This is a genomic window from Streptomyces sp. NPDC005485 (assembly GCF_040606085.1).
GTDB lineage: Bacteria > Actinomycetota > Actinomycetes > Streptomycetales > Streptomycetaceae > Streptomyces.
Genome location: NZ_JBEXDZ010000086.1, coordinates 14,007 through 37,477 on the forward strand (window position 1 = coordinate 14,007; position 23,471 = coordinate 37,477).

Sequence of the window (23,471 nt, forward strand, 5' to 3'; positions counted from 1 at the left end):
GCACCCGCCGGGCGTTCCCTGACTCCTGGCAGGAGTTGGCCTCGACATCGTCAGCGGATCCGGTGGCACCGCCTGTCTCAGCTCCGGCGTCACGTACGACGTGATCGAGCTCCTGCCTCGAGCGGCCAACGGCGGCCCCAGCCTGCTCGTGGGCCACCCAGTTGCTGAACCATCAGAAACCGGCGTGGAGCCGGAACCCGAAGGAGTATGCATTGCTGCCCAAGTCAGTCAGGTGGGGGATACTCCCCGCCCTCGCAGGTGTGGTGGCCGTCTCGGTCGCCGTGCAGGGACCGGTCGCGCAGGCCGTCGCCCCCGAAGCAGCGTCGGTGGGGCAGCGCACGGAGACAGCCAGAACGGTCACCCTCATCACCGGGGACCGGGTCATTCTGCGCCCCCAGCCCGGCAGCAAAGCCCCCGCCGTGTCCGTTCTGCCCGGCAAGGGCCGGGAGGACATGGGCTTCCGCCTCGTACGCACCCTCCGAGCAGGGACACAGCACATCAGCGTGATCCCCAATGACGCCGAGCGCCCCCTGTCCACCGGCAAGTTGGATGCGCGGCTGTTCGACGTCACGGAGCTGATCCGCATCGGTCAGGACGACGCGCGCTCGCGCTCACTGCCGTTGATCGTCATGGAACGGGCCGGCAAGGCGGCCGCCCGGTCCGCCCTCACCGCACACGGAGCGGACCTCGGCCGCACCCTGCGCGCTCTGAACGGCGGCACTCTCACCCAGCCCAAGAAGAGCACCGGTGACCTGTGGCAGTCACTGCTCAAGGGACCGTTGTCCAGTCGTGTCAGCAAGCTCTGGCTGGATGGCAGGGCGAAGGTCCTGGACGATGAGAGCAATAAGATCATCGGCGCCCCCACCGCCTGGAAGTCCGGCATCACCGGCAAGAACGTGCTGATCGCCGATCTGGACACCGGCATCGACGCCAACCACCCCGACTTCAAGGGTCGCATCGCCGAATCGAAGGTCTTCACCGGCGCCGGCCTCAAGGACGGGTTCGGGCACGGCACCCACACCGCCTCGACCATCGCCGGCACCGGCGCGGCGTCCCATGGCAAGTACGCGGGCGTCGCGCCGGGCGCCAAACTGCTCATCGGCAAGGTCTGCGACGACAACGGCACCTGCCCCGACAGCGCGATCATCGCCGGAATGGAGTGGGCCGCAGCCCAGCACGCGGTCGCCGTGAACATGAGCCTCGGCGACACCGTCACCGACGGAACCGACCCCGTATCCACCGCCCTGAACCGGCTCACCGCACAGACCGGCACCCTGTTCGTGGTGGCCGCCGGCAACGAGGGCGGGCCGACGGGCAACGGCGTGGACGGCACGATCGGCAGCCCCGGCAGCGCGGACGCCGCTCTCACCGTCGGCAGCACCACCAAGCGCGACACCCTCAGCGACTTCTCCAGCCAGGGCCCCCGACTCGGCGACGACGCCGTCAAGCCTGACCTGGTGGCACCCGGCGAGGACATCATCGGCGCCCGCGCCGACGGCACCAACATGGACACGCCCATGCCCAACCTGCGCTACGAGCAGGCGTCCGGCACATCCATGGCCACCCCACACGTCACCGGTGCCGTGGCCCTGCTCGCCCAGGCCCACCCCACCTGGAAGGCCGCCGACTTCAAGCGGGCCCTGACCTCCTCGGCGCACGGCCTGAAGAACCTGACCGCCTTCCAACAGGGCTCCGGCCGCCTCGACATCGTGCGCGCCCTGAAACAGACGGTTCACGCCACCTCCGGCGCCGCCAACCTGGGCCTGTTCGCCTGGCCGCACGCCGACACCACCGCCACTCGGCAGATCACCTACCGCAACGACGGCGACCAGGCGGTCACCCTCAAACTCGCCTCGGACGTCTACGGCCCGGGCGGCAAGCGGGCCCCGGCCGGCATGTTCTCCCTGGACGCCACCAGCGTGACCGTCCCCGCGCACGGAACCGCCACCGCGAACGTCACCGGCCGTACCACCAAGGCCCAGGTCGGCCGCTACGGCGGCGCCGTCCTCGCCACCGCCGCAGACACCACGGTGCGTACCGCGGTCGGCCTGTTCGCCGAACCCGAACGCCACACACTGACCGTCACCGGCCTCAACCACGAGGGCAAGCCAGCCGCCGGCGCAGAGCTGACCGTCTTCGGCCCGCACACCGGCATCCGGCAGGACATCCGGCTGGGGAGTGACGGCACGTTCCGGCTGCGCCTGCCGAAGGACGACTACAACATCCTCGGCATCGACGACAGCCTCGCCAAGCTCGACGGTTCCGGCACCCGTACCGGCACCCGGACCCTGCTCGCCGCCACCGGCATCCGCACCGACCAGGACCGCACCGTGACCCTCGACGGCCGCAGGGCCGGCAAGGTCTCGGCCCGCACCGACCACCGCGACGCCACCGCGATCTCCACCTCGGCCAGCCTCGAACTGGTCCCCGCGCAGGGAGGCGACAGCTACTCACTCACCGTCGTCGCCGGAGGCAAGGCCACCCTGTACGCCACCCCCACCGCACAGGCCCCGGGCGTCACCTACGCCGCCTCCACCACCCTCACGGGCACGGACCCGGGCGGCGCCTACCGCTACTCCCTGCGCCAGACCCACAACGGCGGCATACCTGCCGACACCAACCCCGTCGTCCACGACCGGCAACTGGCCACCGTGCACGCCACTTACGCCTCCCAGGGAGGCAGGCGGGCAGTAGCCGTGCGATCCGACCTGCCATCGGCCAGGTCGGAGCTGATGCCGTTCATCCCGACGCTGCACACCGCCCTGCCGAGCCGATCGACCGAGTACTACTCCGTCGCCCCCGGACTGACCTGGACGCACTATCTGGACCTCTTCGGGACGACGGACAACGGGCCCGACGGCACTGTCCCGGACCACGACGAGACCACGGCGGTCCGCCGCTACCAGGCCGGACACACCTACGGCATCGACTGGAACCGGGCCCCGGTCGGCCCGGCCGTCTACAGCCCCGTCCGCGAAGGCAACCACGTATCCCTGGACCTCGTGCCGTATGCCGCCACAGGCACTGGGCAGCACCTCGACTCCTCCGACGCCGGGGTGTCACGCGAGGTCGTGCTGTCCTCCGGTGGACGGGTCATCCACCGAGCCAGCGACCTCTTGGACATCGGCTTCACCGTTCCCAGCGCCGCCGAGCGCCGCTACAACCTAACCGTCCGCACCACGCGCACGGCCGACTGGACGGCGCTCGGCACCCGCTCCACGGTGACCTGGGGCTTCACCTCGGCACGGCCCCGCGGCTCGACGTCCTCGGCGCTGCCGCTGCTGACCGTACGCACCAGGGGAGACGTCGACCTCAACAGCACTGCCCCTGCCGGCCGTACCTTCCGTGTCCCGCTCACTGTGCAGCGCCCCACGAGTGCCGAACGGTCGGCGGTGACGCGGCTGGCCCTCCAGGTCTCCTACAATGACGGCCACACCTGGAAGACCGTCCACGTCACCCGCCAAGGCACCACCGGCAGCGCCCTGCTCCACCACCCGAGTCGCGCCGGATACGTCTCCCTGCGGATCAGCGCAGCGGACAAGGCGGGCAACACCGTCACCCAGACCGTCATACGGGCCTACCGACTTGCCACAGTTCACTGATCCTGTCCGACGGCGCCCTTGAGGCTCCCGGTCCCGGTTGTCCGGGGCCGGGATCTCTTGCATGCCGGCACGGCGCACTGCGTGACGGCCCCTCGGCGAACCTGCGGTGAGCTGTCGGCCCTGATGGGCCGAACGAGGGGGGTGCTTCTATCTGTTCGGTCAAGGGCTGTGGGCCTGGTCAGACACCCCATGTCGTTTGGTGTCAAGCTGAATGGGGTTGGGCGTGGTGCGACCAGGCGGTCGCTTCGTCGTAGTGGGTGCGGGTTTTGAGGCAGCCGTGGAGGATGCCGACGAGGCGGTTGCCGAGTTGGCGGAGGGCGGGGTTGTAGCCGGCCTCGCGTGCTCGTTGCTTGTCGTAGTAGCGGCGGGCACCAGGTGAAGCACGTAGGGCGGCGAACGCCTGGCGCTGCAGGGCGTCGGCGAGGCGGTTGTTGCGGACGTAGCGGGCCTGGACGGTGTGGCTCTTGCCCGAGGCGCGGGTGACGGGGCTGGTGCCGGCGTAGTTCTTGCGGGCTTTCGCGCTGGCGTATCGGGTGGGGTCGTCTCCGAACTCGGCGAGCACCCGGGCACCGGTGATCTCCGCGATGCCCGGCATCGACAGGTAGATCTCAGCGTCCGGGTGCGAAAGTGCTCACCTGCTGGCGGCTACGGCACCGAGTCTCCACCCGGCAAGTCCCATTAGGCTGCGAGTGCGGTCTCGTATTCGGCGGGACTTCCGTAGCCGAGGCTGCTGTGCAGACGGTGCAAGTTGTACCAGCCCTCGATGACTCCGTTGCCCAATTGGGTGAATGCGTCTGATCTCCGCCTTGGTGGGTGGTTGAGGGGTGGAGCCTGAGGTGGGGGGCTTGGGTCGCGAGCCCGCCTCGATCGCGGGACGGAGGAGTTGGGTGTCGATACGGGCGGACTCGGGTCGGGAGGTGCCTGAGGGAACGCAGGTGGTGGCCTGGGCAGCGTTTCCCAAAGGGTGTCTGGCGATGCGGGTGCGGGACGCGCTCGGTCCGCTGTACGACGACGAGGTCTTCAGGTCCGCGTTCGGCGTGCGTGGCCGCCCCGGTGTCGCTCCGGGTCAGCTAGCGCTGGTCAGCGTCCTGCAGTTCGCGGAGAACCTGACCGACCGCCAGGCGGCCCACGCGGTGCGCGCGAGAATCGACTGGAAGTACCTGCTTGGCCTCGATCTGGCAGACCCGGGCTTCGATTTCACCGTGCTGACGGGGTTCCGTGACCGTCTCCTGGCCCACCGTCTGGAGAAGGAGATCCTGGATCTGCTGCTGGAACGGCTCACGGAGCTGGGGCTGGTGACGGGCCGGGGCCGGCAGCGCACCGACTCCACGCACGTGCTTGCCGCAGTGAGGGACCTCAACCGCCTGGAGTTCGTCGGCGAGACGCTGCGGGCCGCGCTGGAGGCGGCCGCCGTCGCCGCACCCCAGTGGCTCGCCGCCTGGATGCCCCCGGCCTGGCAGAAACAGTACGGGGCCCGAATGGACTCCTACCGGCTGCCAAGTGATGAGAGACCAGGCACACGGCGGTCTGATCGCCCACACCAACTCGCTGGCCGGGCTCATGGGCATCCCCCGCCAAGGCCCCTACTCCGCCGCGAAGGCGGCCGCTCGTACTCTCATCGATGCGGCGCGCGTCGAACTGGCACCCAAAGGGATCCGGTTCACCAGTATCCACCCCGGCTTCGTTGCGACCGACCGGGTCAGCGCCGACGGCCTGCCCAAACCCTTCCAGGTCAGCACGGAACGCGCGGCACGCCATGTCATCCATGCGTTCTGCCGGCCTCGGTCTCCTCCGTGGCCCTCCGGGCACCTGGCCTCCCGGTAGAGGAGCTGTCGGCCCGGCCTGGACCGGCGCTAGAGTCGGACCCTACGCATCCGGCGTCTCCGCGCTGGACCGATCATGAGGAACCGAGCATGGCACGACCCTACGACGTCATCGTGATCGGCCTCGGGGGCATGGGCAGTGCCGCCGCATACCACCTCGCCAGGCGAGGCCGAAGAGTCCTGGGGCTCGAACGCTTCGGCCCCGTCCATGCCCTCGGCGCCAGTCACGGCGGCTCACGCATCTACCGGCAGAGCTACGCCGAAGGCGCGGGCTACGTCCCGCTGCTGCTGCGCGCCCGCGAGCTGTGGCGCGAGCTCGCCGCGGACTGCGGCGAAGAGGTATTCACAACCACCGGAGGGTTGGTCCTCGGCCCGCACGACAGTCCGATGGTCGCCGGGAGCGTCCGCAGCGCACTCACCTGGGGACTGGAGCACGAGGTGCTCGACAGCAACGAGATCCGTCGCCGGTTCCCCACCTTCACCCCCACCGCCGACGACGTCGCCTTCTACGAGCGTGAGGCCGGCGTGGCCCGGCCCGAACTGACCGTCACGGCCCACCTCGACCTGGCCGCTCGACACGGCGCCGACCTGCGGTTCGAGGAACCCGTCGACAGCTGGCTGATCGACGGCCCCGGCAATGTCCGGGTCGTCACGGCGAAGGAAACCTACGTGGCGGACCGGCTGGTCATCGCCCCCGGAGCGTGGGCGTCCCGCCTTGTGCAGGACATCCACGTCCCGGTGCGCGTGGAACGCCGCGTCATGTACTGGTTCAGCCCTCAGGGCGGCACCGCACCCTTCGGCCCGGACCGGCACCCGGTCTATGTCTGGGAAGATCGCGACGGGGGCGACGTCTACGGCTTCCCCGCTCTCGACGGCGCAGACGGCGGCGCCAAGGTCGCCTTCCACGCCAAGGGCTCCCCCGCTGACCCCGACCATCTGGACCGGCAGATCCATCCGGACGAGGTCGAGGCGATGCGCGCCTATCTGCGCCCGCGGATCCCCGCCCTGGCCGACGGGCACTTCCTCAAGGGGGCCGCCTGCACGTACACCCTGACCCCTGACGAGGACTTCGTGCTGTCCACCCATCCCCTGCATCCCCAGGTCACCGTCGCCTGCGGCTTCTCGGGGCACGGCTTCAAGTTCGTTCCGGTCATCGGAGAGATCATCGCCGACCTGGCCGTCGAGGGTTCCACTGCTCATCCCATCGCCCCGTTCGACGCCCGGCGCTTTCACCACCGCACGAGCTGAGGGAAGCTGGTGAGTGCGCTGGGCCGTGTCACGACAGGAGATACGCCCGGTCTCGACGCCGACCGGGCCGTGTCGTTCCTCTCCCCGCCAGGCGCCTGAGCGGCGTCGATGACTGTGGTGTGCGCCCCACGCCTCCTCGGCGCGTGGGGCGCGAGGTTGTCCGCGAGGGGCGAGCCGGCCAACGGCCCTGCCCTCGTGGAGGCCCTGGTCAGGGGAGGTCAGTACGACGCCCGTCCGCCGCTGATGTCGTAGACCGCGCCGGTGGAGTAGCTGACGCGGTCCGAGGCGAGGAACGCGACCAGCTCCGCCACTTTTTCCGGGCGGCCGATCCGCCGCATGGGGATGAGGCCGGTGATGTGCTCAAGCACGTCGGGTGCCGTGCTGTCGTTCATGGGGGTGGCGATGACCGCGGGGGTGATGACATTGACCAGGACACCGCTGGTGGCCAGTTCCTTGTCGGCCGACTTGACTCTCAGCGGGTACCGGAGGCTTGTCCGCCGGCGCCCGCCGGACATCACCGGCGGCTCCCAGGCCAACGGAACGCTCGCCGAGATCTGGACTGCAACGGTGGCGCAAACCAGCGATTCACCAGCACCAGCGCGGGCGAGCGGCGGGTATACGGCGGCACCCAGTGCCTGGGCGTCGTCGGCGCCGCCAACGGCACCTCCGTGAACATCTGGGACTGCAACGGCCAGTCCAACCAGCAGTTCCGCCTCAATACCGATGGCACCATCACGGCCGTCCACTCCGGTAAGTGTCTCGACGTCAACGGCGGCGCGACCGCCAACGGCACCAAGGTCCAGATCTGGGACTGCGGCGCCGCGGCCAACCAGAGGTGGACCCGCATCTGACCGATCCTCGCTAACCGACGCCGTCCGGGCCGAGGCCATGGTCGGGCCCGGACGACCCCTCGTGATACTCGAAACGGCGCAAGGGCGCTCATACTTGACCGTACGAGTTACCGGTGATCGCCGACGGCATCCTGCTGCTCGGCTCCCGAAGGCTCCGCCCCCTGACCTACTTCCTCGCCGGATTCGTCATCGCGCCGTCGCCGCTTCCCGTGTTCACGTGCCAACACGGGAAGCGGCGACGGCCGGGTTCTTCAGCACCCAGGCCATGGGTCCGAACAGACACCTCAGGTCGACACACCCGCATGTTCAACACCCTGGTGCGCCGCGTCCGCGCCCGGCGAGAACGCACCGCCGCAGCGGGTTTTCTCTCACACAGCCCCTATGAGCGGGTCCTGGCTGTAGCTGTCCGACCAGGTGCAAGACCTCCTCCGCCGCCTCAGGGCTCCCACCTTCTCCGCCCGCTACAGCAGATCGCGGTATCCCGCCACGGTGGCCGGGAACTCGCCGGTGGCAAGCACGGGCCCCATCACGGCCAGCACCGCAGCCACCCGGACATGCCCGTTCCCCTTCCCGACCGATGGCGCGTCGCGTTCGCATGAGTGCCCGCGTCAGGCTTCCAGCGCTGTCAGCACCACGGACCTGGCCTCCTCCTGGACCTGCCGCAGATGGTCCGGGCCGAGGAAGGACTCCCCGTAGATCTTGTAGACGTCCTCGGTGCCCGAAGGACGGGCCGCGAACCAGGCGTTGGCGGTGGCGACCTTGATGCCGCCGAGGGCGGCGCCGTTGCCGGGTGCCTCCGTGAGCACCGTGGTGACCGGCTCGCCGGCCAGGGTGTCGGCGGTGACCTGGTGCGGGGAGAGCTTGGCGAGCAGCGCCTTCTCCTCGCGGGAGGCCGGGGCGTCGACGCGCGCGTAGGCGGGGGCACCGAAGCGGTCGGTGAGCCGCACGTAGTGCTCCGAGGGCGTCTTGCCGGTGACGGCCGTGATCTCGGAGGCGAGCAGGGCCAGGATGATGCCGTCCTTGTCGGTGGTCCACACCGAGCCGTCGCGGCGCAGGAAGGACGCGCCGGCCGACTCCTCGCCGCCGAAGCCGAGCGTTCCGTCGGACAGTCCGTCAACGAACCACTTGAATCCGACCGGGACTTCGACCAGTGGTCGGCCGACGTCCGCCGCGACCCGGTCGATCATGCTGGACGACACCAGCGTCTTGCCGATCCCGGCACCTGCGGGCCACTGCTCCCGGTGCGAGAACAGGTACGAGATCGCCACCGCCAGATAGTGGTTGGGGTTCATCAGGCCCGCGTCCGGCGTGACGATGCCGTGCCGGTCGGCGTCAGCGTCGTTGCCGGTGGCGATGTCGAACCGGTCGCGCTGCTCGATGAGCGAGGCCATGGCGTACGGCGAGGAGCAGTCCATGCGGATCTTGCCGTCCCAGTCCAGCGTCATGAAACGCCAGGTGGGGTCGGTGAGTGGGTTCACCACCGTCAGGTCGAGCCCGTGCTGTTCGGCGATCCGGCCCCAGTAGGCGACCGAGGCGCCGCCCAGCGGATCGGCGCCGATCCGCACGCCGGCGGCCCGGATCGCCTCCAGGTCCAGCACGTTCGGCAGGTCGGCCACATACGTGCCGAGGAAGTCGTAGCGGCCGATGCCGGGTGCAGCAAGGGCTTGGGTGTAGGGGATGCGCCGTACATCCTTCAGACCGCCGATGATGATCTCGTTGGCGCGGTCCTGGATCCAGGAGGTCGCCTCGGAGCCGGCGGGGCCGCCGTTCGGCGGGTTGTACTTGAAGCCGCCGTCGGCGGGTGGGTTGTGCGAAGGGGTGACCACCACGCCGTCGGCGAGGCCGGAGGTACGGCTGCGGTTGTGGGTGAGGATGGCGTGCGAGACCGCCGGGGTGGGCGTGTAGCCGTCGGCCTGGTCGATGAGGACGGTCACGTCGTTGGCGGCGAACACCTCAAGTGCCGTGATCCGTGCGGGCTCGGACAGGGCGTGGGTGTCGGCGCCGAGGAAGAGGGGGCCGTCGGTGCCCTGGGCGGTGCGGTACTCGCAGATGGCCTGGCTGGTGGCCGCGATATGGTCCTCGTTGAACGCCGCCGCGAGGGACGAGCCACGGTGTCCCGAGGTGCCGAAAGCCACCCGTTGCCCGGGTTCGGCCGGGTCGGGGTGCAGCGCGTAGTACGCCGTGACCAGGCGGGCCACATCGATGAGGTCCTCCGGCCCGGCGACCTGCCCCGCTCGCGCGTTCTGCATTTCCCGCTCCTCCGCAAGGGTCGACCGTTGGGTACGGCCGTCATTCTCCCCTGCCCGGCCCGCCCGGACGCGCACCGGGCGCCATTGTGGCACTCGTCCGGCGGGTGCGACGATGCGGGTCGGCGAGCGAAGGGACACCGACGTGAGGCACGAGGACCAACGGCCGCCCGCCGCAGTGCTGTTCGACGCACTGGGCGCCGACTACGAGAAGGCGTTCGCTCATGCCCCCGCGCACCTGTCCGCGCTGGAGTGGCTGATCGACCGGCTGCCGCCCGCCGCGCGGACGCTGGACGTGGGCAGCGGCACCGGGCGGCCCACCGCGGCCGCACTCATCGCGGCAGGGCATTCGGTGCTGGGCGTCGACGTGTCCCCCGTCATGGTCGAACTCGCCACCCGTCAGGTCCCCGAGGCCGAGTTCCGCCGCGCCGACATCCGGGATCTCCCGCTCGAGGCGGCCTCGTTCGACGGCGTGTGCGTGTTCTTCTCACTGCTGCAGATGACCCGCGCCGAGCAGTCGGCGCTGATGCGGCGCCTGGCCCTGGCCCTGCGGCCCGACGGGCATCTCGTGCTGGCCACCGTGCCCGCGGACGTGGAGGACGCCGAGGTGGCCTTCATGGACCAGCCGGTCCGCGCGACAAGCTTCGCCGAGGAGGACTTCGTCGCCATGGTGCGGGCCGCGGGGCTCACAGTGCTCTCCCGGCGCAGCATCACCTTCGCCCCGGACCACCCCGCCGCCGAGCCCGAGCCCCACCTCTTCCTGCACTGCCGCCACGACGGGGCCGGGCACTGACACTCCGGCCAAAAGTCATGCAACCAGCGGAAACGACATGCGAATGTGTCGGTATGCGGCCACACTCCGGCCACATCTGCGCAGGGGTGTCACAGGGGCTGCACACACCCTTGCGGAAGCCTCGCTACCTTGGCTCGCAATTCGCTCCCTCGTGCGAACGTGAACACAGGAAGACCGCACATGGACTACTGCTCCCCATGCCGTCGGCACCTCAACGGCGCCCTGGCGTGCCCCGGGTGCGGCGCCTACGTCCCGGACAAGGCTCCCCTCGCCCTCGTTACGCCCGCGGCCGCTGAGACGGGCGCGGCAATGTGGCAATCTCCGACCCAGGTGTGGCACGACGAGGGTTCCGGTGCCGAGGAAGTCGGCGAGGCACCGCATGAGCAGTTCGCACCGTTGGGCCGGGCGGCGCGGCGGCGCCAGCGGGAACGCTGGAAGAAGACCCAGCGCAGGGCCCTGGTCGCCACCGCGATCGCCCTGGTCGGCGGCGGCCTGACCATCTCCTCGATGGAACGCCAGTCCACGGACCGCACGCAGGCGGCCTCTGCACCGGACAACAACGCCATGGGCATCGCGGAAGAGCAGGTCACGGAGCCCACCCCGGCCTCGTCGACGCCGTCTGACACGCACCGGGCCAAGGACACGTCGTCCAGCTCGTCCAGTTCGTCCACGACGAACGCGCCGCACGAGCAGTCCGCCACCGCGCCTCAGGCCACCCCGACGGCCCAGGCGGCACAGCAGGACAGCGTCACGACTCCGCTGACCACGGCGATATCCACCGCCGAGTCACAGGCCGTCTCGACGGTGTCCGACGCCACGGACGCGGTTACGGAGACGACGGCTTCCCCGACGCCCGCCGCCACCGACAGCACCCACACCACCCACACATCGAGCACGGACACGTCGTCGACGACTCCCTCGTCGTCGGAGTCCACCTCGTCGTCTTCAGGGCTCTGCCTGCTCGGCCTGGTGTGCATCAGCTGATCCCTCACACCGTGTCGTCCGTAGGCCCCGCTGGAGGTGAGCCGGGCCCGCCTGGGGCGACACCGGTGAACCATCCCGCGCACCGGGAACCGGCTGGGCGCCTTCCGCCCCCTGCACCGGCGCAATGAGTACCTAGTCGGGGCTGTTGAAGTACAACGCCTCCATCTCGTGGTAAGGCAGGCCCACACGGCTGTTGGAGGAACGCTCCCGCGCTCCTCACCGCCCGGTCACCCGGACCGGCTGGAGCGTGGTGAGTGCGGCCAGGAAGGCTGTGGTGGTGTCGGGGCGGCGCCGGGCCCTCGGTCCAGCGCCGGGAGGAGCCATTGACCGCGAGGTAGACGTGGTCGGCGTTCTTCGGGTCGATGGCGAAGCCGCTGAGGTAGCGGTTGGGTACCCTCCGTCGACCGGCAGGGTGATGTCGTGCCAGCCGGTGCCCTCCGCGTTGCCGACGGAGATGCCGCGGGCGGGTACACGGTCTTCCACTCCGAGCCGCTGCGGATGGCGTATCCGCGGGTCTGCACCCACACGTGACGGCCGCCGGCGATCCAGGTCGAGCTGCTTTTTAGGTCGGTCGTGAGCGGGGCGATGAAGCGGGCCTCGCTGGTGGCGTTGTCGGCCGGGGCTACGTTGTACGACGTGGCCTTGCTCGTGTCACTCCGAAGGAATGCGAAACTCGAATTCGGGACGGTCCCACGGCACGGCGGGCGGGTTCGCGAGCGCGGTCCCGGTCCGCACCGCACCGACGCGGTGGTAGAAGTTCTCGGCGGGAAGGTGCGACACGACCTTGACACGTTCGAGCCCGGCGGCACGGGCCTCGGACTGCATGTGCGCGACGAGCCGCCGCCCAATACCACGTCCTTGCGCTTCGTCGGCGACGAACAGCAGGTCGAGCTCCGGTGGAGCGAGGACGAGCGAGTAGAACCCGATGACCCGGCCTCCATGCTCGTCGGCGTCGACGGCCACAAAGGCCTGGTGGGCCTCGATGTAATCAGGGCCGACCTGGTAGCCCGCGACTGCGGCTGCGTATTTACCCTCGTAGGCGCTTGAGCCACGCACGAGCCGCGTGAGCCGTTTGGCATCCCGCGCGACGGCCCTCCGTATCGTGATCGGCTGGCTGATCGGGGAAGTGCGTGAACTCATCGGGAGAGTATTTCGCACCGGGGAATGCCTTCCTGCGGCGGGTCGGCTGCTCGCTCAGGCGCTCCTGCACCACTCCCGGGTAATGGCGAGGGTCTCGGCTCCCGGGTAAAGGCTAGGGTCTCGGCCTCGGCAGGCCAGGTGACCGGCGTCCGCGTAGGTCGACAGGTCACCGGCGGCCACGACGTTCGAACTCCGCAAAAGCCCCGTCGGGTGGAATTCGCCGGTCGGCCCAGCACCTTCGCCACGTCATCGGTGACCGAGGCCAGAGCGCCGGTCCGGATCTGGGCGTACAGGTCGACAGTCAGCTGGACGCATTCCTCGGGCACGCCGTGCGCGCGTTGCTCGGCGGCGTACTCCTCGGGGGACAGTGGGGTGTACCGCAGGTTGTGGCCGGTGGCCCGGGCGATCTGTGTGACGGCGTCGGCGAACGACATCGCCTGCGGACCGCTCAGCTCGTACGTCTGTCCGGCGTGCCCAGTCTCGGGCAGGGTGGTGACGGCGACGGCGGCGATGTCCTCGCGTCGACGAACGCCTCCGCGCCCTCCCTGGCCGGCAGTCGCACGTCACCGGACTAGCCGGCGTCGCGCAGGAAGTCCTCGCTGAAGTTTTGGAAGAACCACCGCGCCGGAGCACGGTGGCCTCCGGACCCGCCTCGCCCAGCGAACGCTCGGCTGCGACGGCATGCTCCAGCCCTGTGGTGCCGGTGCCGGTGCCGGGGAAAGAGACCAGGACCGCCCGCCCGGCGCACCCCGACCGCGGCGGCCTGCCGGACGAAGGCGGCGATGTCGTCGGCTGCCTTTGCGCTGCCGAGCTCGGGGGTGACCAAGTACATCCCGTTCACACCGCGCGGTGCCGGCTCCCAGGTGGTGCGGTCTGCCCGGTCGAAGCGCACGTTGCGAACGGGACGCCGCCCGCACCGAAACCCCCCGGACCGTCAGCTGCTGCACCACGCGGCGGCCGGTCTTTCCGGCGGCGCCGGTCACCAGAATCGTCTCGTTGCTCATGCCCTCCAGCCAACCAGTCGAGCACGCGGCCGGGCCATTCCAGGATCCGCAACTCTGTTAGCAATGAAGACAGTTCGTTAGCAGTGGATTAGCAAATCCGCAGCTTCGTCAGCAATGACTACGAGCAGTAGCGGTCGGTTGTATGGCACTTCCGTCAGCTTGCGGGTCGCCGGGTTCGACACGATGGTTCGGCGGTGGCGGCGAGCAGGGCGGTGTCGTCGTCGACCCGGTCGGGGGTGTTCAGCAGCTCCAGGGCCCGTTCGGTGATCTGCTGGGGGTCGGTGCGGGCGGCGGCGGGCAGCGCCCCGCAGGTCTGGCACAGGGCCGCCAGGCGGTCGTCCAGGGACAGTGCCCGGTTTTCCACCAGGCCGTCGGTGTACAGCAGCAGGCTGGTGCCGGGCGGGAACGCCACCTCGCGGTCGACCGGGGTGCTGCCCAGTCCCAGCGGCAGCGCTGGGGGCAGCTCCAGGTAGGCGGTGTCGGCGGCTACCAGCAGGGGCGGCAGGTGCCCGCTGGCGGCGTAGCGCAGGCGGTGGCGGTGTGGGCTGTAGACCGCGTACAGACAGGTGGCGAAGCGTTCGGTGGCGAGCGACTGCAGGTATGCGTCCAGCCTGGCCAGCACCTGGGCCGGGCCGGCGCCCTCCATCGCGAGGCTGTGCAGGGCGGAGCGGAGTTGGCCCATCACGGTGGCGGCTTCCACGTCGTGGCCCATGACGTCGCCGATGGCCAGCCCCACGGCACCGTCGGGCAGTGCGAGCACGTCGTACCAGTCGCCGCCGACCTCGGCGCCGCGGTTGCTGGCCCGGTAGTGGGTGGCCAGGCGCACCCCGGGCACCTCGGGTAGGCGGTGGGGCAGCAGGGCGCGCTGCAGGGTCAGGGCGAGGCGGCGCTCGTTGTGGTACCGGGTGGCGTTGTCGTAGGCCATGGCCAGGCGGTGGGCGAGGTTCTCCAGATACTTGTGTTCGACCGCTGAGTAGTCGGTGTGCCGGACCAGTACCAAGGCCCCCAGTGTCTGGTCGTGGGCGTGCAGCGGCAGGGCCAGCACGGCGGCGGGCGCCGGGCGCGGGCCGGCCGGGGCTGGGGCGACGCCGTTGATCGCGTGGATGGCGGCGGTGGCCAGGGCGTCGCGGGCAAGAAGGGGATTGCCGGCGATGTATGCCGGGGGCGACTGCGCCGGGGCGGGTGCCGCCACGGTGAGATGGATGCTGATCTGGTCGGCGAAGTCGGGCAGCAGGATCTGGCCGGCAGTCTGCAGAATCTGGTCCGGGTCGAGGGTGGCGGACAGCCGCAGGCCCGCGTCGGCCAGGGAGGCCAGCACGGCCAGTTGGTTGCGGGTCTCGGTCAGGACCTGTTCGCGCAGCCTGGACAGTTCCAACCCGGTGCGGACGCGCGCCAGCAGTTGGCGCGCGGAGAAGGGTTTGGCCAGGTAGTCGTCGGCGCCGGCGCGCCGACCCTGCACGGATTCCTCCTCGCCGGCGCGGGCGGTGAGCAAGACGATGGGCAGGCGGGCGGTGCGCGGGTCGGCGCGCAGCGCCCGAACCAGCTCGAAGCCGTCCATGCGGGGCATCATCACGTCGCTGAGCACCATCTCCACCGGCTGCGCCAGGGCCATCTCCAGGGCGGCCAGGCCGTCGGCGGCGAGCAGCACGTCGTAGTCGGGCTGCAGGAGCTGGGTGAGGTAGGCGCGCATGTCGGCGTTGTCGTCGACGACCAGCAGGCGGGCCCGTTGGGGGCTGTCGGTTTCTTGCGGGCCGGGGCGGTCGGTTTCGTGCGGGCCGGGGCCGTGGGGGGCATCGTGGGTCCCAGGGTCGTGCGGGGTGCGTGCCACGGGGGTGGCCGCAGCGGGGACGAGGTCGGCCGCCAGCCAGCCCAGCGCCTCGTCCACATAGGCTGCGGCGCGGCCTGGCCGGCCGTCTCCGCCTTCCCTGGGGGTTTCCCCGGGGGATTCGGCGCCGGCCGCGGGCGGGTCCGGGCGGGGCCGGTGGGCGGCGGCGAAGGGGAGGTCCACAGTGACGGTGGTGCCCTGGCCGAGTCGGCTGTCCACGCCGACAGTGCCGCTGTGCGCTTCCACCAGGTCCTTGACCAGCACCAGGCCGAGGCCGCTGCCCTCGTGGGAGCGGGAGCGGGCGCCGCGGACCCGGTAGAAGCGTTCGAACAGGCGCGGCAGCTCGTCCGCGGGGATGCCGGTGCCGGTGTCGGTCACGATCAGCCGGGCCCGGCCGCCGGCCGCGGCCACCTGCACCCGGGCGCCGCCGGTGAAGGTGAACTTCAGGGCGTTGCTGAGCAGGTTGAGGATGATCTTCTCCCACATCTCCCGGTCCAGGGATACTGGCCGGGGCAGCGGCGGGCAGTCCACCCCCAGCGTCAGCCCGGCCGCCTCGAAGGCGGAGCGGAACACCCCGGCCAGCTCGGCAGTGGCACCGGCGAGGTCGACCGGCTCGAGGGCCGGATGTATCTGCCCGGCATCGGCCCTGGCGACCTCCAGGAGGGTGTTGACCTGCTTCAGCAGGCGCAGGGCGCCGCGCTCGGCCAGCTCCAGCCGCTCGCGGCGCTCGGGCCGGTCCTCGTCGGCCAAAACCTGCTGGAGCGGACCCAGGAGCAGGGTGAGCGGGGTGCGCAGTTCATGGCTGACGTTGGCGAAGAAGGTGGTCTTGGCCCGGTCCAGCTCGGCCAGTGCCTCCGCCCGCCGGCGCTGTTCGTCGTGGGCGAGTGCCGCCGTGAGCGCCCCGGCCACTGCGGCGGCGAGCACCTCCAGAAAGTCCCGGTAGGCCCCGGCCGGCGGGAAGCAGGGGTTGATGCCCACGACCAGGACACCTCCCACCTGCCCCGCACAGTCCAGCGGCAGAGCCAACGCCTCCTCGACTGGGAGTCGGGAGGCCGCGGCGTGCTGCCCGGCCGTGTTGCCGCCGGTGAGCGCGGCGGCCGGCAGCGTGGCAGGGGCACCGTCGGCGACCACCTGCGCCAGCCGGGCCGCGACCTCCGACCCGTTGGCCACACTCGGCAAGACGGCCTCGGGCGCCGGCCGCAGTCCGACGGAGGCCGCCGGCCGCAGCATCCCCGACTCGGAGGCCAGGTACAGGTCGAGGAACGGGATCTCTTCGGGATAGGAGCCCAGCACCTCCGCGACGACGCGGGCGACCTCGCCCGGGGTGGGCAGCCCGGTGGTGCGGGCGCCGGTCTCGCTCAGCAGGCGCAGCCGGCGCTCGCCCAGTACCCGGCCGGTGGTCTCGGTGATGATCTGCAGCACGCCGCCGGCGGTGCCGTCGTCCAGCAGCACGGGCTGGAAGGAGGAGTCGAAGTAGCACTGTTCCGGAAAGCCGTGGCGCTCCATGATGAGGGGCTCATCGGGGATCAGCAGTGATTTGCGGGTGTCGGTCACATAGTGGAAGTGGGAGCTCACGGGGTGGGCCCAGACTTCAGGGAACACATCCTTGTAGGGCTTGCCGAGCGCCCAGGGGTGTTTGGCGCCGACGATGGGTGAGGAGCCCAGGTTGTACAGCGTGGCGAATTCGGCGCCCCAGTACAGAGCCATCCCATGCTCAGAGCTGAGCATGAGGCGCAGGGTGTCCACCAGGGGCCCCGGCCAGAACTCGGGGGGCCCGAGCGGCGTCGCCGCCCACTCGATCCCGGCCAGAAGCTCGCCGAACGCACCTGCCTCGGCGAACATCCGGGCCGCCGCGGTGCACGGGTCATCGGGCCGGGTCATAGAGAAATCTTCCTCCTGGCGCCTATGGGCTCCGCCCGCGCCCTCCCAAGGCTGCCGGCGGCCACTCGCTGCGGGCCTTCGGGCAGAACGGACGCCGGATCCGACACTTCTGACTACACTCCTGCCAGAATTGCAAGGTTAAATCAGTCTAAACTGCGATTTGCTCAGAAGCGCAAGCTTCCGAGCGTCTGCCGACGGCGGTGATCATCGACTTGCAGTTCCTGTCGGCGGCCGACGGTGCCGGTGTCGACGGGGTCGGCCGGGACGAGGGGAAGAAGGTGGCGGGCCGCAAAGGGCAGGTGGTGGCCTGCCTGGGATTGCTGCTGGTGGTGCTGTTCACCGCCGCGAGCGTCCAGGACGGCTGCCTTGAGACCAGGACGACTGGTCCGGCTGTACGTTTCCGGTCGTACCTCAAGCAGACCGGGCAGAGCGTTGTGCCGTTCTTGTTTGCGGAGGACGCTGGGTATCCGCCCCAACTCAGCGCGAAAGGCACGTTCGTTGAGCAGGTGACAGGAGGGAGAGAGACAGTACGACTTGGCTCCGACGAGCGTTCAGTACGCAGATCGGAGACGTACCGTGAACAAGAAGTCCCACTCTCCCCAGGCCCCCGACCAGCAGATTGCCACCGCCCCCATCGATGTGGACACCAAGGAGTTCGCCACTTGGTCGGGACAGGTGGGTGCCCCGCCGCCCAATGAACTGATGCCGGCGGCTATTGCCCAGCTCACCGTCCTGCACGCCTATCAGAACAGCCGGTCCCAGGACTGGAACACCTGTGGCCAGGCGGCCATGGCCACCATGCTCGACTTCCAAGGTCGTGATCCGTTCAGCCTGTCCCGGCCGAAACTCGGCGTCGACGGCAAGCAGCACTGGGACGACGGCGAGATCATCGACGCGCTCATCAGTGCCGGCTACGGCCCCGACGTCGTCTTCGGACTCGGCTCCACCGGCGGCCGCGTCCGGGACGCGGTGCAGAACTACGGCCTCATGGCCGAGGTCGGCTGGTCCGGTGCGTTCAGCGGCGGCTGGCAGGACCAGTGGCGCACGCTCAGGGCCTACGTCGAACTGGGCCGGCCCGTCCCCGTCTGCGTCGACCTCGGAGCCCTGGGCGGGGCGTGGTACACGGCCCACTGGGCGATCGCCTACCGCATCGAAAACGGCACCGTCCACCTGGGCAACTGCCCGATGTCCCAGGTTCCCGAAGGGCAGTTCCTGCACGCCTGGAATTGCTGGTTCCTGCCAATCGGGTTCAACCACTGCGGCGTCTACGTGTCGTAGCCACCCCGGTTCAACGCCGTTCCCATCGGCTGCAGCCCCGCTGCGCCGCGGTTGGCGGGAACTTGGGACAGGGAGTCCGAGATGGTGACACCACAGGCGTACGAGGAACTGTACTGGCGCGTCCGATCGCGGGTTCTCGCCCGGCACTTCGCGGTTGGCAACCGCAGCCGCGCCAACCTGGTGACTAGCCACAACCAGCTGAATCCGGACGTTCCCGCCGAGGTACCGGACAGTGTCCGCGAACTGGTGAAGCGGTGGCACCTCACGGACTTCGGCGGGGAGAATCCGCTGCTCTGGTCGAGCCGTCTGCTGAGCTTCGTCGCCGTGGAGCACCAGCTCGGACACCCGCAGGCGGAGCGGATCGCAACCGCGGCGCTCGACACCTTCGACACGCTCTACAAATTCCAGCAAGGCGGCCCGTTCGCCGGCTACATCCTGCGCTGGGACCCGGCCATCTCCGCCCTGTGGACCCACGACGGCCAATACTGTCAAGGCTTCCTGATCGACCCGGAGCGGCAGGAGTATCTGCACTGCACCCCGCACCGCGACCCCCGGCATGTCCCGACCCGATCCCCCGAGACGCTGGCGCGGCTCATGTCCGCGGAGCAGCGCGCGGAGTACGCCCTGCTGTGGGACGACTACTTCTCGCGGTACCGGGTCTGGGAACCGTCCATGGACGAGATCGTCGGTCTCGTCACCGCGTACAGCCTCCTGTTCGAGCTGGTCCCGACCGACGCCGTGCGCTCGCGGATCGTCGCGCAGGTGACGAGGCTGGCCGACTATCTGGCCGCGCACGCCTACCTGCTCGTGCGGCCTGAGGGCGGGCTCACCTGTCGTGGCGCGACCGGCGTGCTGCCCGCCTTCGAGTACTCCTTCAACCAGGTGTTCCGGCGAATCACCGGCAGCGACCACCCCGCCCGGACCGACTTCATCGGAGCGATGCAACAGGCGGGCTACTGGCGGCTGTTGCAGGCACCCGTGGAGCGGATTGCCACCGCCATCGGCATCGGCAACGCGCTGCTCTCGCCGCTGCTCACGCCGTGGCTGACCAGTGGAGAGTTCGTCGGTCAGCTGCTCTATCACGCCACCCAGGGCCTGTTGGGCGCAGCACCGCCGGCGGTTCGGACGGCCATGCCGCTCCTTCAGTCCGCGCTGCCCCGGTCCATCGGGCTCTACCAGCATCGGGACATCTTCGACATCTACACCCCCTGGGAGCCCGCCCTCGCGAACACCCTGCTGGCCCTGCCCCCCGATCTCCGCTACCGGACGTTCGCCCAGGTGATGGACCTGGTGCCGCAGCAGGGGCTGCGGATCGTCCGCAGTTTCATCCCGCATCTGGCGCTCAGCGCGCTCGACGACGGGGACTCGCTGGTACGCGAGGAGTATCTGCGCACCATGGCCCTGCACCGGCAGGGGCCACTCGTTCCGGACACGACAGATGTGCTCGACAGCTGCTTCGCCTCGGCCATCGCGCTGCTGCACGGCATGGGTCCGGAGGAGGAGCCGCGGCTGATGGAGCTCCTCAACGCCCACCACCTCAAGCTCACTTCCCAGGCCCCCGAGCTACTGACGGTCCATTGCGGCGTCGAACTGATCGACCCCGGCCTCGACTATCTGGCCGGGCTGAGCCTTGCCTGGCTGTACGCCAAACGGCGGGCCGAAGCGGGCAGTCCGGTCACGACACCGGGCTTCCCCGTGCCCCCGGGCCCCGCCACCAACTGGCCTGGAGTGCCGCTGCCCGGCGCCGTCACCACCCATCTGCCGCAGCTTGCCCGGCGAGTGGGCGCAACCCCGGGGAGAGACGTGGACCTGTTCGACGGACCCGTCACCCTGGACAAACCCCGGTCCGCACCGTTGGACCTTCCCTCGGTCTCCGGTCATGTCCTCGTCGGCCGACACCGTTCCTATGTGAAGGACACCGCCGGTGACGTCCGCACGGGTGTGGTCCTCGAACCCGGGGACGAGTTCGAGATCACCGCGACCGGCACGATCCTCGCCCCTGAGCTCTTCGCCCAGCCGAGCGATGCCAACGGCTGGTATGCCGTGGACGACGCCACTTTCCCCCTGCACAGCGGCCAGGATCCGATGTCCGCCCGGAAGTACGCGCTCCTCGGCCGCCTGGGCGGCTACTTCTTCGTCGGCACCCACAGTCCCCGCCGACGCTTCCTCTACCACCGCTCCCTCCCGCTCCACCTGCGTGTCAATATCGACAACCAGCAGTCGGCCAAGGGCGAAGGCGGGTTCTACGTACAGATCGAGGTATGGGGAGCGCCGCGCTACCGAGGGTCAGCCGGCTTCGAGGCGCCCGAGCCCATAGGCGCGGGCGCCACCCGGCAGATCACCGTCTTCCTCGCCAACGCGGGCAGCGAGTGGAACCCGGCGGACGGCTACTGGCTCGCCCCGGCCCTCGGCACGGGGCAGACCTGGTCGGCCGCCCCTATTCCGTTGACCGGCCGGGTCGCACCCAGCGGCACGACAACCGTCCAGGTCACCGTCACCGCGCCTGCCGCGCTTGGCAGTTACCCCATGGGCTGGCGGCTGACCGGCGGACCCTCCGGAGGGCTCGACGTCTCGACGCCGCTCCACACGGTGCAAGTGGTGACCAACCGGTGTGCCGAGCTCTTCGACCTCATCGCGAGCCTGAAGCAGGAACTGGAGCAACCGGACAAGGAGTTGGAGAACGCCAGCGGTGAGGACCGAAAGTCGCTGGAGCGCGAAGTGAAGAAGGCCGAAAACAAACTCGACAAAGCCACCAAGGAATCCGAGAGCCTGAACTGTCCCCAGTAGCAACGTCCGACCCTGCAGCAGCAGATCAGCAGCGGAAGGGATCCGGGGCCCCGGCATGGCGGGACAAGAGGTCGAGAATAAGTCCTGGGCGTCCTCATGCGCGAATCTTTATCGATCGCCGGAGCGACTGAGCCCCCTCCTGGCCCTACGCGGGGAGCAGGTCCTAGGGGACAGAGGTAGTGGTCCAGGCGTGGGAGCATCCCTGCGCGCGGGGATGGCCCCAGGGCCGACTTTGCTCCGGCCGAAGCTCTCCTGCTCCGCGCATGCCTGCCTGTGGGGGCTTCGAGCTGATGTTCAGTGACCTGCACATGGGCATGGCCAATAGGTCAGCTTGTCAGGACGGGCGGTACGCACTCACCAGCAGCGTGTCGGCGGTGCGTGCGCCTTCGGCCGTGGCGGGGAGAACGGTGATGGTGATCTCGGTGAATCCGGCTTCGTCGAGCAGCTTGGTCCACACGTGCTCCTGCAGCACCCAGCGGCGCATGGTGGCTTCCTCGCCATCCGGTGTCTTGGCTGACACATCGGCCGCGACCACATCCGGCTGGGCAGGCGTCCCGCTCAGGTAGTGGGCGAGCGTGGCGAACACCAGCCGCCCGCCCGGCCGCAACGCGGCGGCTGTCGCTGGCAGCAGCTCGCGCGGGTCGGTGAAGTCGATGGCGCCGAAGACGCTGTACAGCACGTCGTACGTGCCGCGCATCGCGTGCAGATGTGGTACCACGTCGGAGTGCACGATGCGTAGGCGCGGCGCGAGATACCCGTACAGGTCGGTCGCCATGGCGTGCTGGGCGGGCGAGGCGTCGACCGCGGTGACCCGGGCCGGCTGGTGCTGAAGCGCCAGGTGCGCGGCGTGCCGGGCAGCCCCGGCACCGAGGTCGCCCACGCAGCGCCCGGCCAGGTTGCCCAAGACCTCCGCGCCGGGCCCGGCGTCTTGCCCCCAGGCCCAGTAGAAGCCGTCCGGAACACCGCGGTCACTGGCGGCGCGGGCGCGGCCATAGTGGTGCCAGAGGTCTGCGGTGCTGGTGGTCACCCGCCCCATCCTGGCGACCGTGGCCCGGCGGCGGGCGGCTTCGACGAAATGTCACCCGAAGGCATGCCGAGGGGCCCGGCCTTCTCGCCAGAGCCCCCAAGTGCCCGTGCTACGGCACGGTCAGTGCGAGTCGTTGCCCGGGTGGCACGGCCCGCACTCGGCGGCGTCCGCCCACAGCGACAGGTCAACCTCCCAGCCGTCGGCGGCGACGATGTGCGCCGTCTTCATCACGGACCCGTCGTTCTTCATGTCGATCTTGGGCACGTGGTGCAGGAACACCCCGTCGTTGAACCGCTCGCACAGCTCGGCGTACGCCACGGTGTCCAGGATGACCGTGTGAACGCCGATGTCGACGAGCTTGCTCGGGGCGAGTCCCAGCGACTGGCCCTGGTGCTTCATCGCGGTCAGCAAGTACGCGTACCCCTGGTCCAGGACCCGGGCCGCCATGACCGAGTCGTACGGGTAGTCCCGCACCAGGAGTCCGACCTGCTTGTCCCACAGACCGGCCGGCACGACCTCCCGCGCGGCGCGGACCGGTCCGGTTGTCGGGTCGGCGGCCGGGCGGGATGCAGCAGCAGTGGTTCCCATGGAATGCCTCCGATGGACGCGCCCCGCGGATCGGGGCGATGCAGCTCAGCACACCGCGCCCAACGACCAAACGGTTACCAACTCTCCTGTCGTGCAAGGCGTTTGCACATCGTGCAAACAGCCTCGACGCGCCCGGCCGGCCCCCGTACCGTGAAGAACCTCCCGTCTGTGCGGCGTGGGGGTGCCTCTATGTCTTTCGTCAAGCGAGGCGTGGGGTTCTGGGTTCGTAGAAGGTGCCGTCGCGGAGCATCGCGAACAGCACGCTGACGCGGTGGCGGGCGAGGCGGAGGAGAGCCTGTGTGTGGGTCTTTCCGCGGGCTCTGCACTTGTCGTAGTAGGTGCGGGAGGCGGGGTCGTGCAGGGCGGCGAACGCGGACAGGAACATCGCGCGTTT

Annotated in this window: 14 protein-coding genes and 5 pseudogenes; 10 read left to right on the forward strand and 9 right to left on the reverse strand. The window is 69.8% G+C overall.

The genetic code is table 11. From position 1 onward, the window contains the following. Positions 1-212: 212 nt before the first annotated feature. Entirely contained in the window at positions 213-3,602 is a 3,390-nt protein-coding gene (locus tag ABZS97_RS26205; protein ID WP_356141120.1) for a S8 family serine peptidase, read from the forward strand. Between the two features lie 202 nt (positions 3,603-3,804). On the opposite strand, the pseudogene ABZS97_RS26210 reads toward ABZS97_RS26205, so the two are convergent. Then, positions 3,805-4,227: pseudogene (locus tag ABZS97_RS26210) on the reverse strand (transposase); the annotation flags it as partial. A gap of 349 nt (positions 4,228-4,576) precedes the next feature. On the opposite strand from ABZS97_RS26210, the pseudogene ABZS97_RS26215 reads away from it, so the two are divergent. The 3 genes and pseudogenes from ABZS97_RS26215 to solA form a co-directional block, all read left to right on the forward strand. Then, positions 4,577-4,849, forward strand: a pseudogene (locus ABZS97_RS26215) (transposase); the annotation flags it as partial. A gap of 256 nt (positions 4,850-5,105) precedes the next feature. Continuing rightward, positions 5,106-5,426: an SDR family NAD(P)-dependent oxidoreductase gene (locus ABZS97_RS26220; RefSeq protein WP_356141145.1), complete on the forward strand. Its 321-nt coding sequence runs from the start codon at positions 5,106-5,108 to the stop codon at positions 5,424-5,426. A gap of 89 nt (positions 5,427-5,515) precedes the next feature. Continuing rightward, complete coding sequence (gene solA, locus ABZS97_RS26225) at positions 5,516-6,673, forward strand: N-methyl-L-tryptophan oxidase (RefSeq protein ID WP_356141147.1); 1,158 nt, start codon at positions 5,516-5,518, stop codon at positions 6,671-6,673. Between the two features lie 218 nt (positions 6,674-6,891). Here the strand turns inward: solA and ABZS97_RS26230 are convergent, their stop codons facing one another. Further along, the gene (locus tag ABZS97_RS26230; protein ID WP_356141122.1) at positions 6,892-7,188 is read right to left on the reverse strand and encodes an SDR family oxidoreductase; all 297 of its coding nucleotides are present in this window, start codon (positions 7,186-7,188) and stop codon (positions 6,892-6,894) included. Positions 7,189-7,227: 39 nt separating this feature from the next. Between ABZS97_RS26230 and ABZS97_RS26235 the strand changes: the two genes are divergently transcribed. After that, on the forward strand, positions 7,228-7,524 hold the full coding sequence (locus tag ABZS97_RS26235) for an RICIN domain-containing protein (protein ID WP_356141149.1): 297 nt from the start codon (positions 7,228-7,230) through the stop codon (positions 7,522-7,524). Positions 7,525-8,132: 608 nt separating this feature from the next. On the opposite strand, the gene pgm is transcribed toward ABZS97_RS26235, so the two are convergent. After that, on the reverse strand, positions 8,133-9,773 hold the full coding sequence (pgm, locus tag ABZS97_RS26240; RefSeq protein ID WP_356141124.1) for a phosphoglucomutase (alpha-D-glucose-1,6-bisphosphate-dependent): 1,641 nt from the start codon (positions 9,771-9,773) through the stop codon (positions 8,133-8,135). Between the two features lie 142 nt (positions 9,774-9,915). Here pgm and ABZS97_RS26245 point away from each other — a divergent pair, with 142 nt between their 5' ends. Continuing rightward, on the forward strand, positions 9,916-10,563 hold the full coding sequence (locus ABZS97_RS26245; protein WP_356141126.1) for a class I SAM-dependent methyltransferase: 648 nt from the start codon (positions 9,916-9,918) through the stop codon (positions 10,561-10,563). 309 nt (positions 10,564-10,872) lie between these two features. Next, entirely contained in the window at positions 10,873-11,547 is a 675-nt protein-coding gene (locus tag ABZS97_RS26250) for a hypothetical protein (RefSeq protein ID WP_356141128.1), read from the forward strand. 292 nt (positions 11,548-11,839) lie between these two features. Here ABZS97_RS26250 and ABZS97_RS26255 read toward each other — a convergent pair. The 3 genes and pseudogenes from ABZS97_RS26255 to ABZS97_RS26265 form a co-directional block, all read right to left on the reverse strand. After that, positions 11,840-12,203 (reverse strand): annotated as a pseudogene (locus ABZS97_RS26255) (glycosyl hydrolase); the annotation flags it as partial. Beyond that, on the reverse strand, positions 12,199-12,687 hold the full coding sequence (locus ABZS97_RS26260; RefSeq protein WP_356141131.1) for a GNAT family N-acetyltransferase: 489 nt from the start codon (positions 12,685-12,687) through the stop codon (positions 12,199-12,201). The pseudogene ABZS97_RS26255 and the gene ABZS97_RS26260, both read right to left, overlap by 5 nt. A 1,158-nt stretch (positions 12,688-13,845) precedes the next feature. After that, on the reverse strand, positions 13,846-17,397 hold the full coding sequence (locus tag ABZS97_RS26265) for a SpoIIE family protein phosphatase (RefSeq protein WP_356141133.1): 3,552 nt from the start codon (positions 17,395-17,397) through the stop codon (positions 13,846-13,848). A gap of 263 nt (positions 17,398-17,660) precedes the next feature. Between ABZS97_RS26265 and ABZS97_RS26270 the strand changes: the two are divergent. The 3 genes and pseudogenes from ABZS97_RS26270 to ABZS97_RS26280 all read left to right on the forward strand — a co-directional run. Continuing rightward, positions 17,661-17,756: pseudogene (locus ABZS97_RS26270) on the forward strand (IS5/IS1182 family transposase); the annotation flags it as partial. 217 nt (positions 17,757-17,973) lie between these two features. Next, positions 17,974-18,675, forward strand: coding sequence for a hypothetical protein (locus tag ABZS97_RS26275; RefSeq protein ID WP_356141151.1), 702 nt, complete (start codon positions 17,974-17,976; stop codon positions 18,673-18,675). 81 nt (positions 18,676-18,756) lie between these two features. Beyond that, complete coding sequence (locus ABZS97_RS26280; RefSeq protein ID WP_356141137.1) at positions 18,757-21,462, forward strand: hypothetical protein; 2,706 nt, start codon at positions 18,757-18,759, stop codon at positions 21,460-21,462. A gap of 334 nt (positions 21,463-21,796) precedes the next feature. Here the strand turns inward: ABZS97_RS26280 and ABZS97_RS26285 are convergent, their stop codons facing one another. The 3 genes and pseudogenes from ABZS97_RS26285 to ABZS97_RS26295 form a co-directional block, all read right to left on the reverse strand. Continuing rightward, positions 21,797-22,498: a class I SAM-dependent methyltransferase gene (locus tag ABZS97_RS26285; protein ID WP_356141139.1), complete on the reverse strand. Its 702-nt coding sequence runs from the start codon at positions 22,496-22,498 to the stop codon at positions 21,797-21,799. Between the two features lie 111 nt (positions 22,499-22,609). Beyond that, positions 22,610-23,077, reverse strand: coding sequence for a hypothetical protein (locus ABZS97_RS26290; protein ID WP_356141141.1), 468 nt, complete (start codon positions 23,075-23,077; stop codon positions 22,610-22,612). 199 nt (positions 23,078-23,276) lie between these two features. After that, positions 23,277-23,471, reverse strand: a pseudogene (locus ABZS97_RS26295) (IS110 family transposase); the annotation flags it as partial.

Coding starts and splice junctions, on each gene's coding strand:
- ABZS97_RS26220 (WP_356141145.1), top strand. CDS start 5,106: ATGAGAGACCAGGCACACGGCGGTCTGATCGCCCACACCAACTCGCTG.
- solA (WP_356141147.1), top strand. CDS start 5,516: ATGGCACGACCCTACGACGTCATCGTGATCGGCCTCGGGGGCATGGGC.
- ABZS97_RS26230 (WP_356141122.1), bottom strand. CDS start 7,188: ATGTCCGGCGGGCGCCGGCGGACAAGCCTCCGGTACCCGCTGAGAGTC.
- pgm (WP_356141124.1), bottom strand. CDS start 9,773: ATGCAGAACGCGCGAGCGGGGCAGGTCGCCGGGCCGGAGGACCTCATC.
- ABZS97_RS26250 (WP_356141128.1), top strand. CDS start 10,873: ATGTGGCAATCTCCGACCCAGGTGTGGCACGACGAGGGTTCCGGTGCC.
- ABZS97_RS26260 (WP_356141131.1), bottom strand. CDS start 12,687: ATGAGTTCACGCACTTCCCCGATCAGCCAGCCGATCACGATACGGAGG.
- ABZS97_RS26265 (WP_356141133.1), bottom strand. CDS start 17,397: ATGACCCGGCCCGATGACCCGTGCACCGCGGCGGCCCGGATGTTCGCC.
- ABZS97_RS26280 (WP_356141137.1), top strand. CDS start 18,757: ATGGTGACACCACAGGCGTACGAGGAACTGTACTGGCGCGTCCGATCG.
- ABZS97_RS26285 (WP_356141139.1), bottom strand. CDS start 22,498: ATGGGGCGGGTGACCACCAGCACCGCAGACCTCTGGCACCACTATGGC.
- ABZS97_RS26290 (WP_356141141.1), bottom strand. CDS start 23,077: ATGGGAACCACTGCTGCTGCATCCCGCCCGGCCGCCGACCCGACAACC.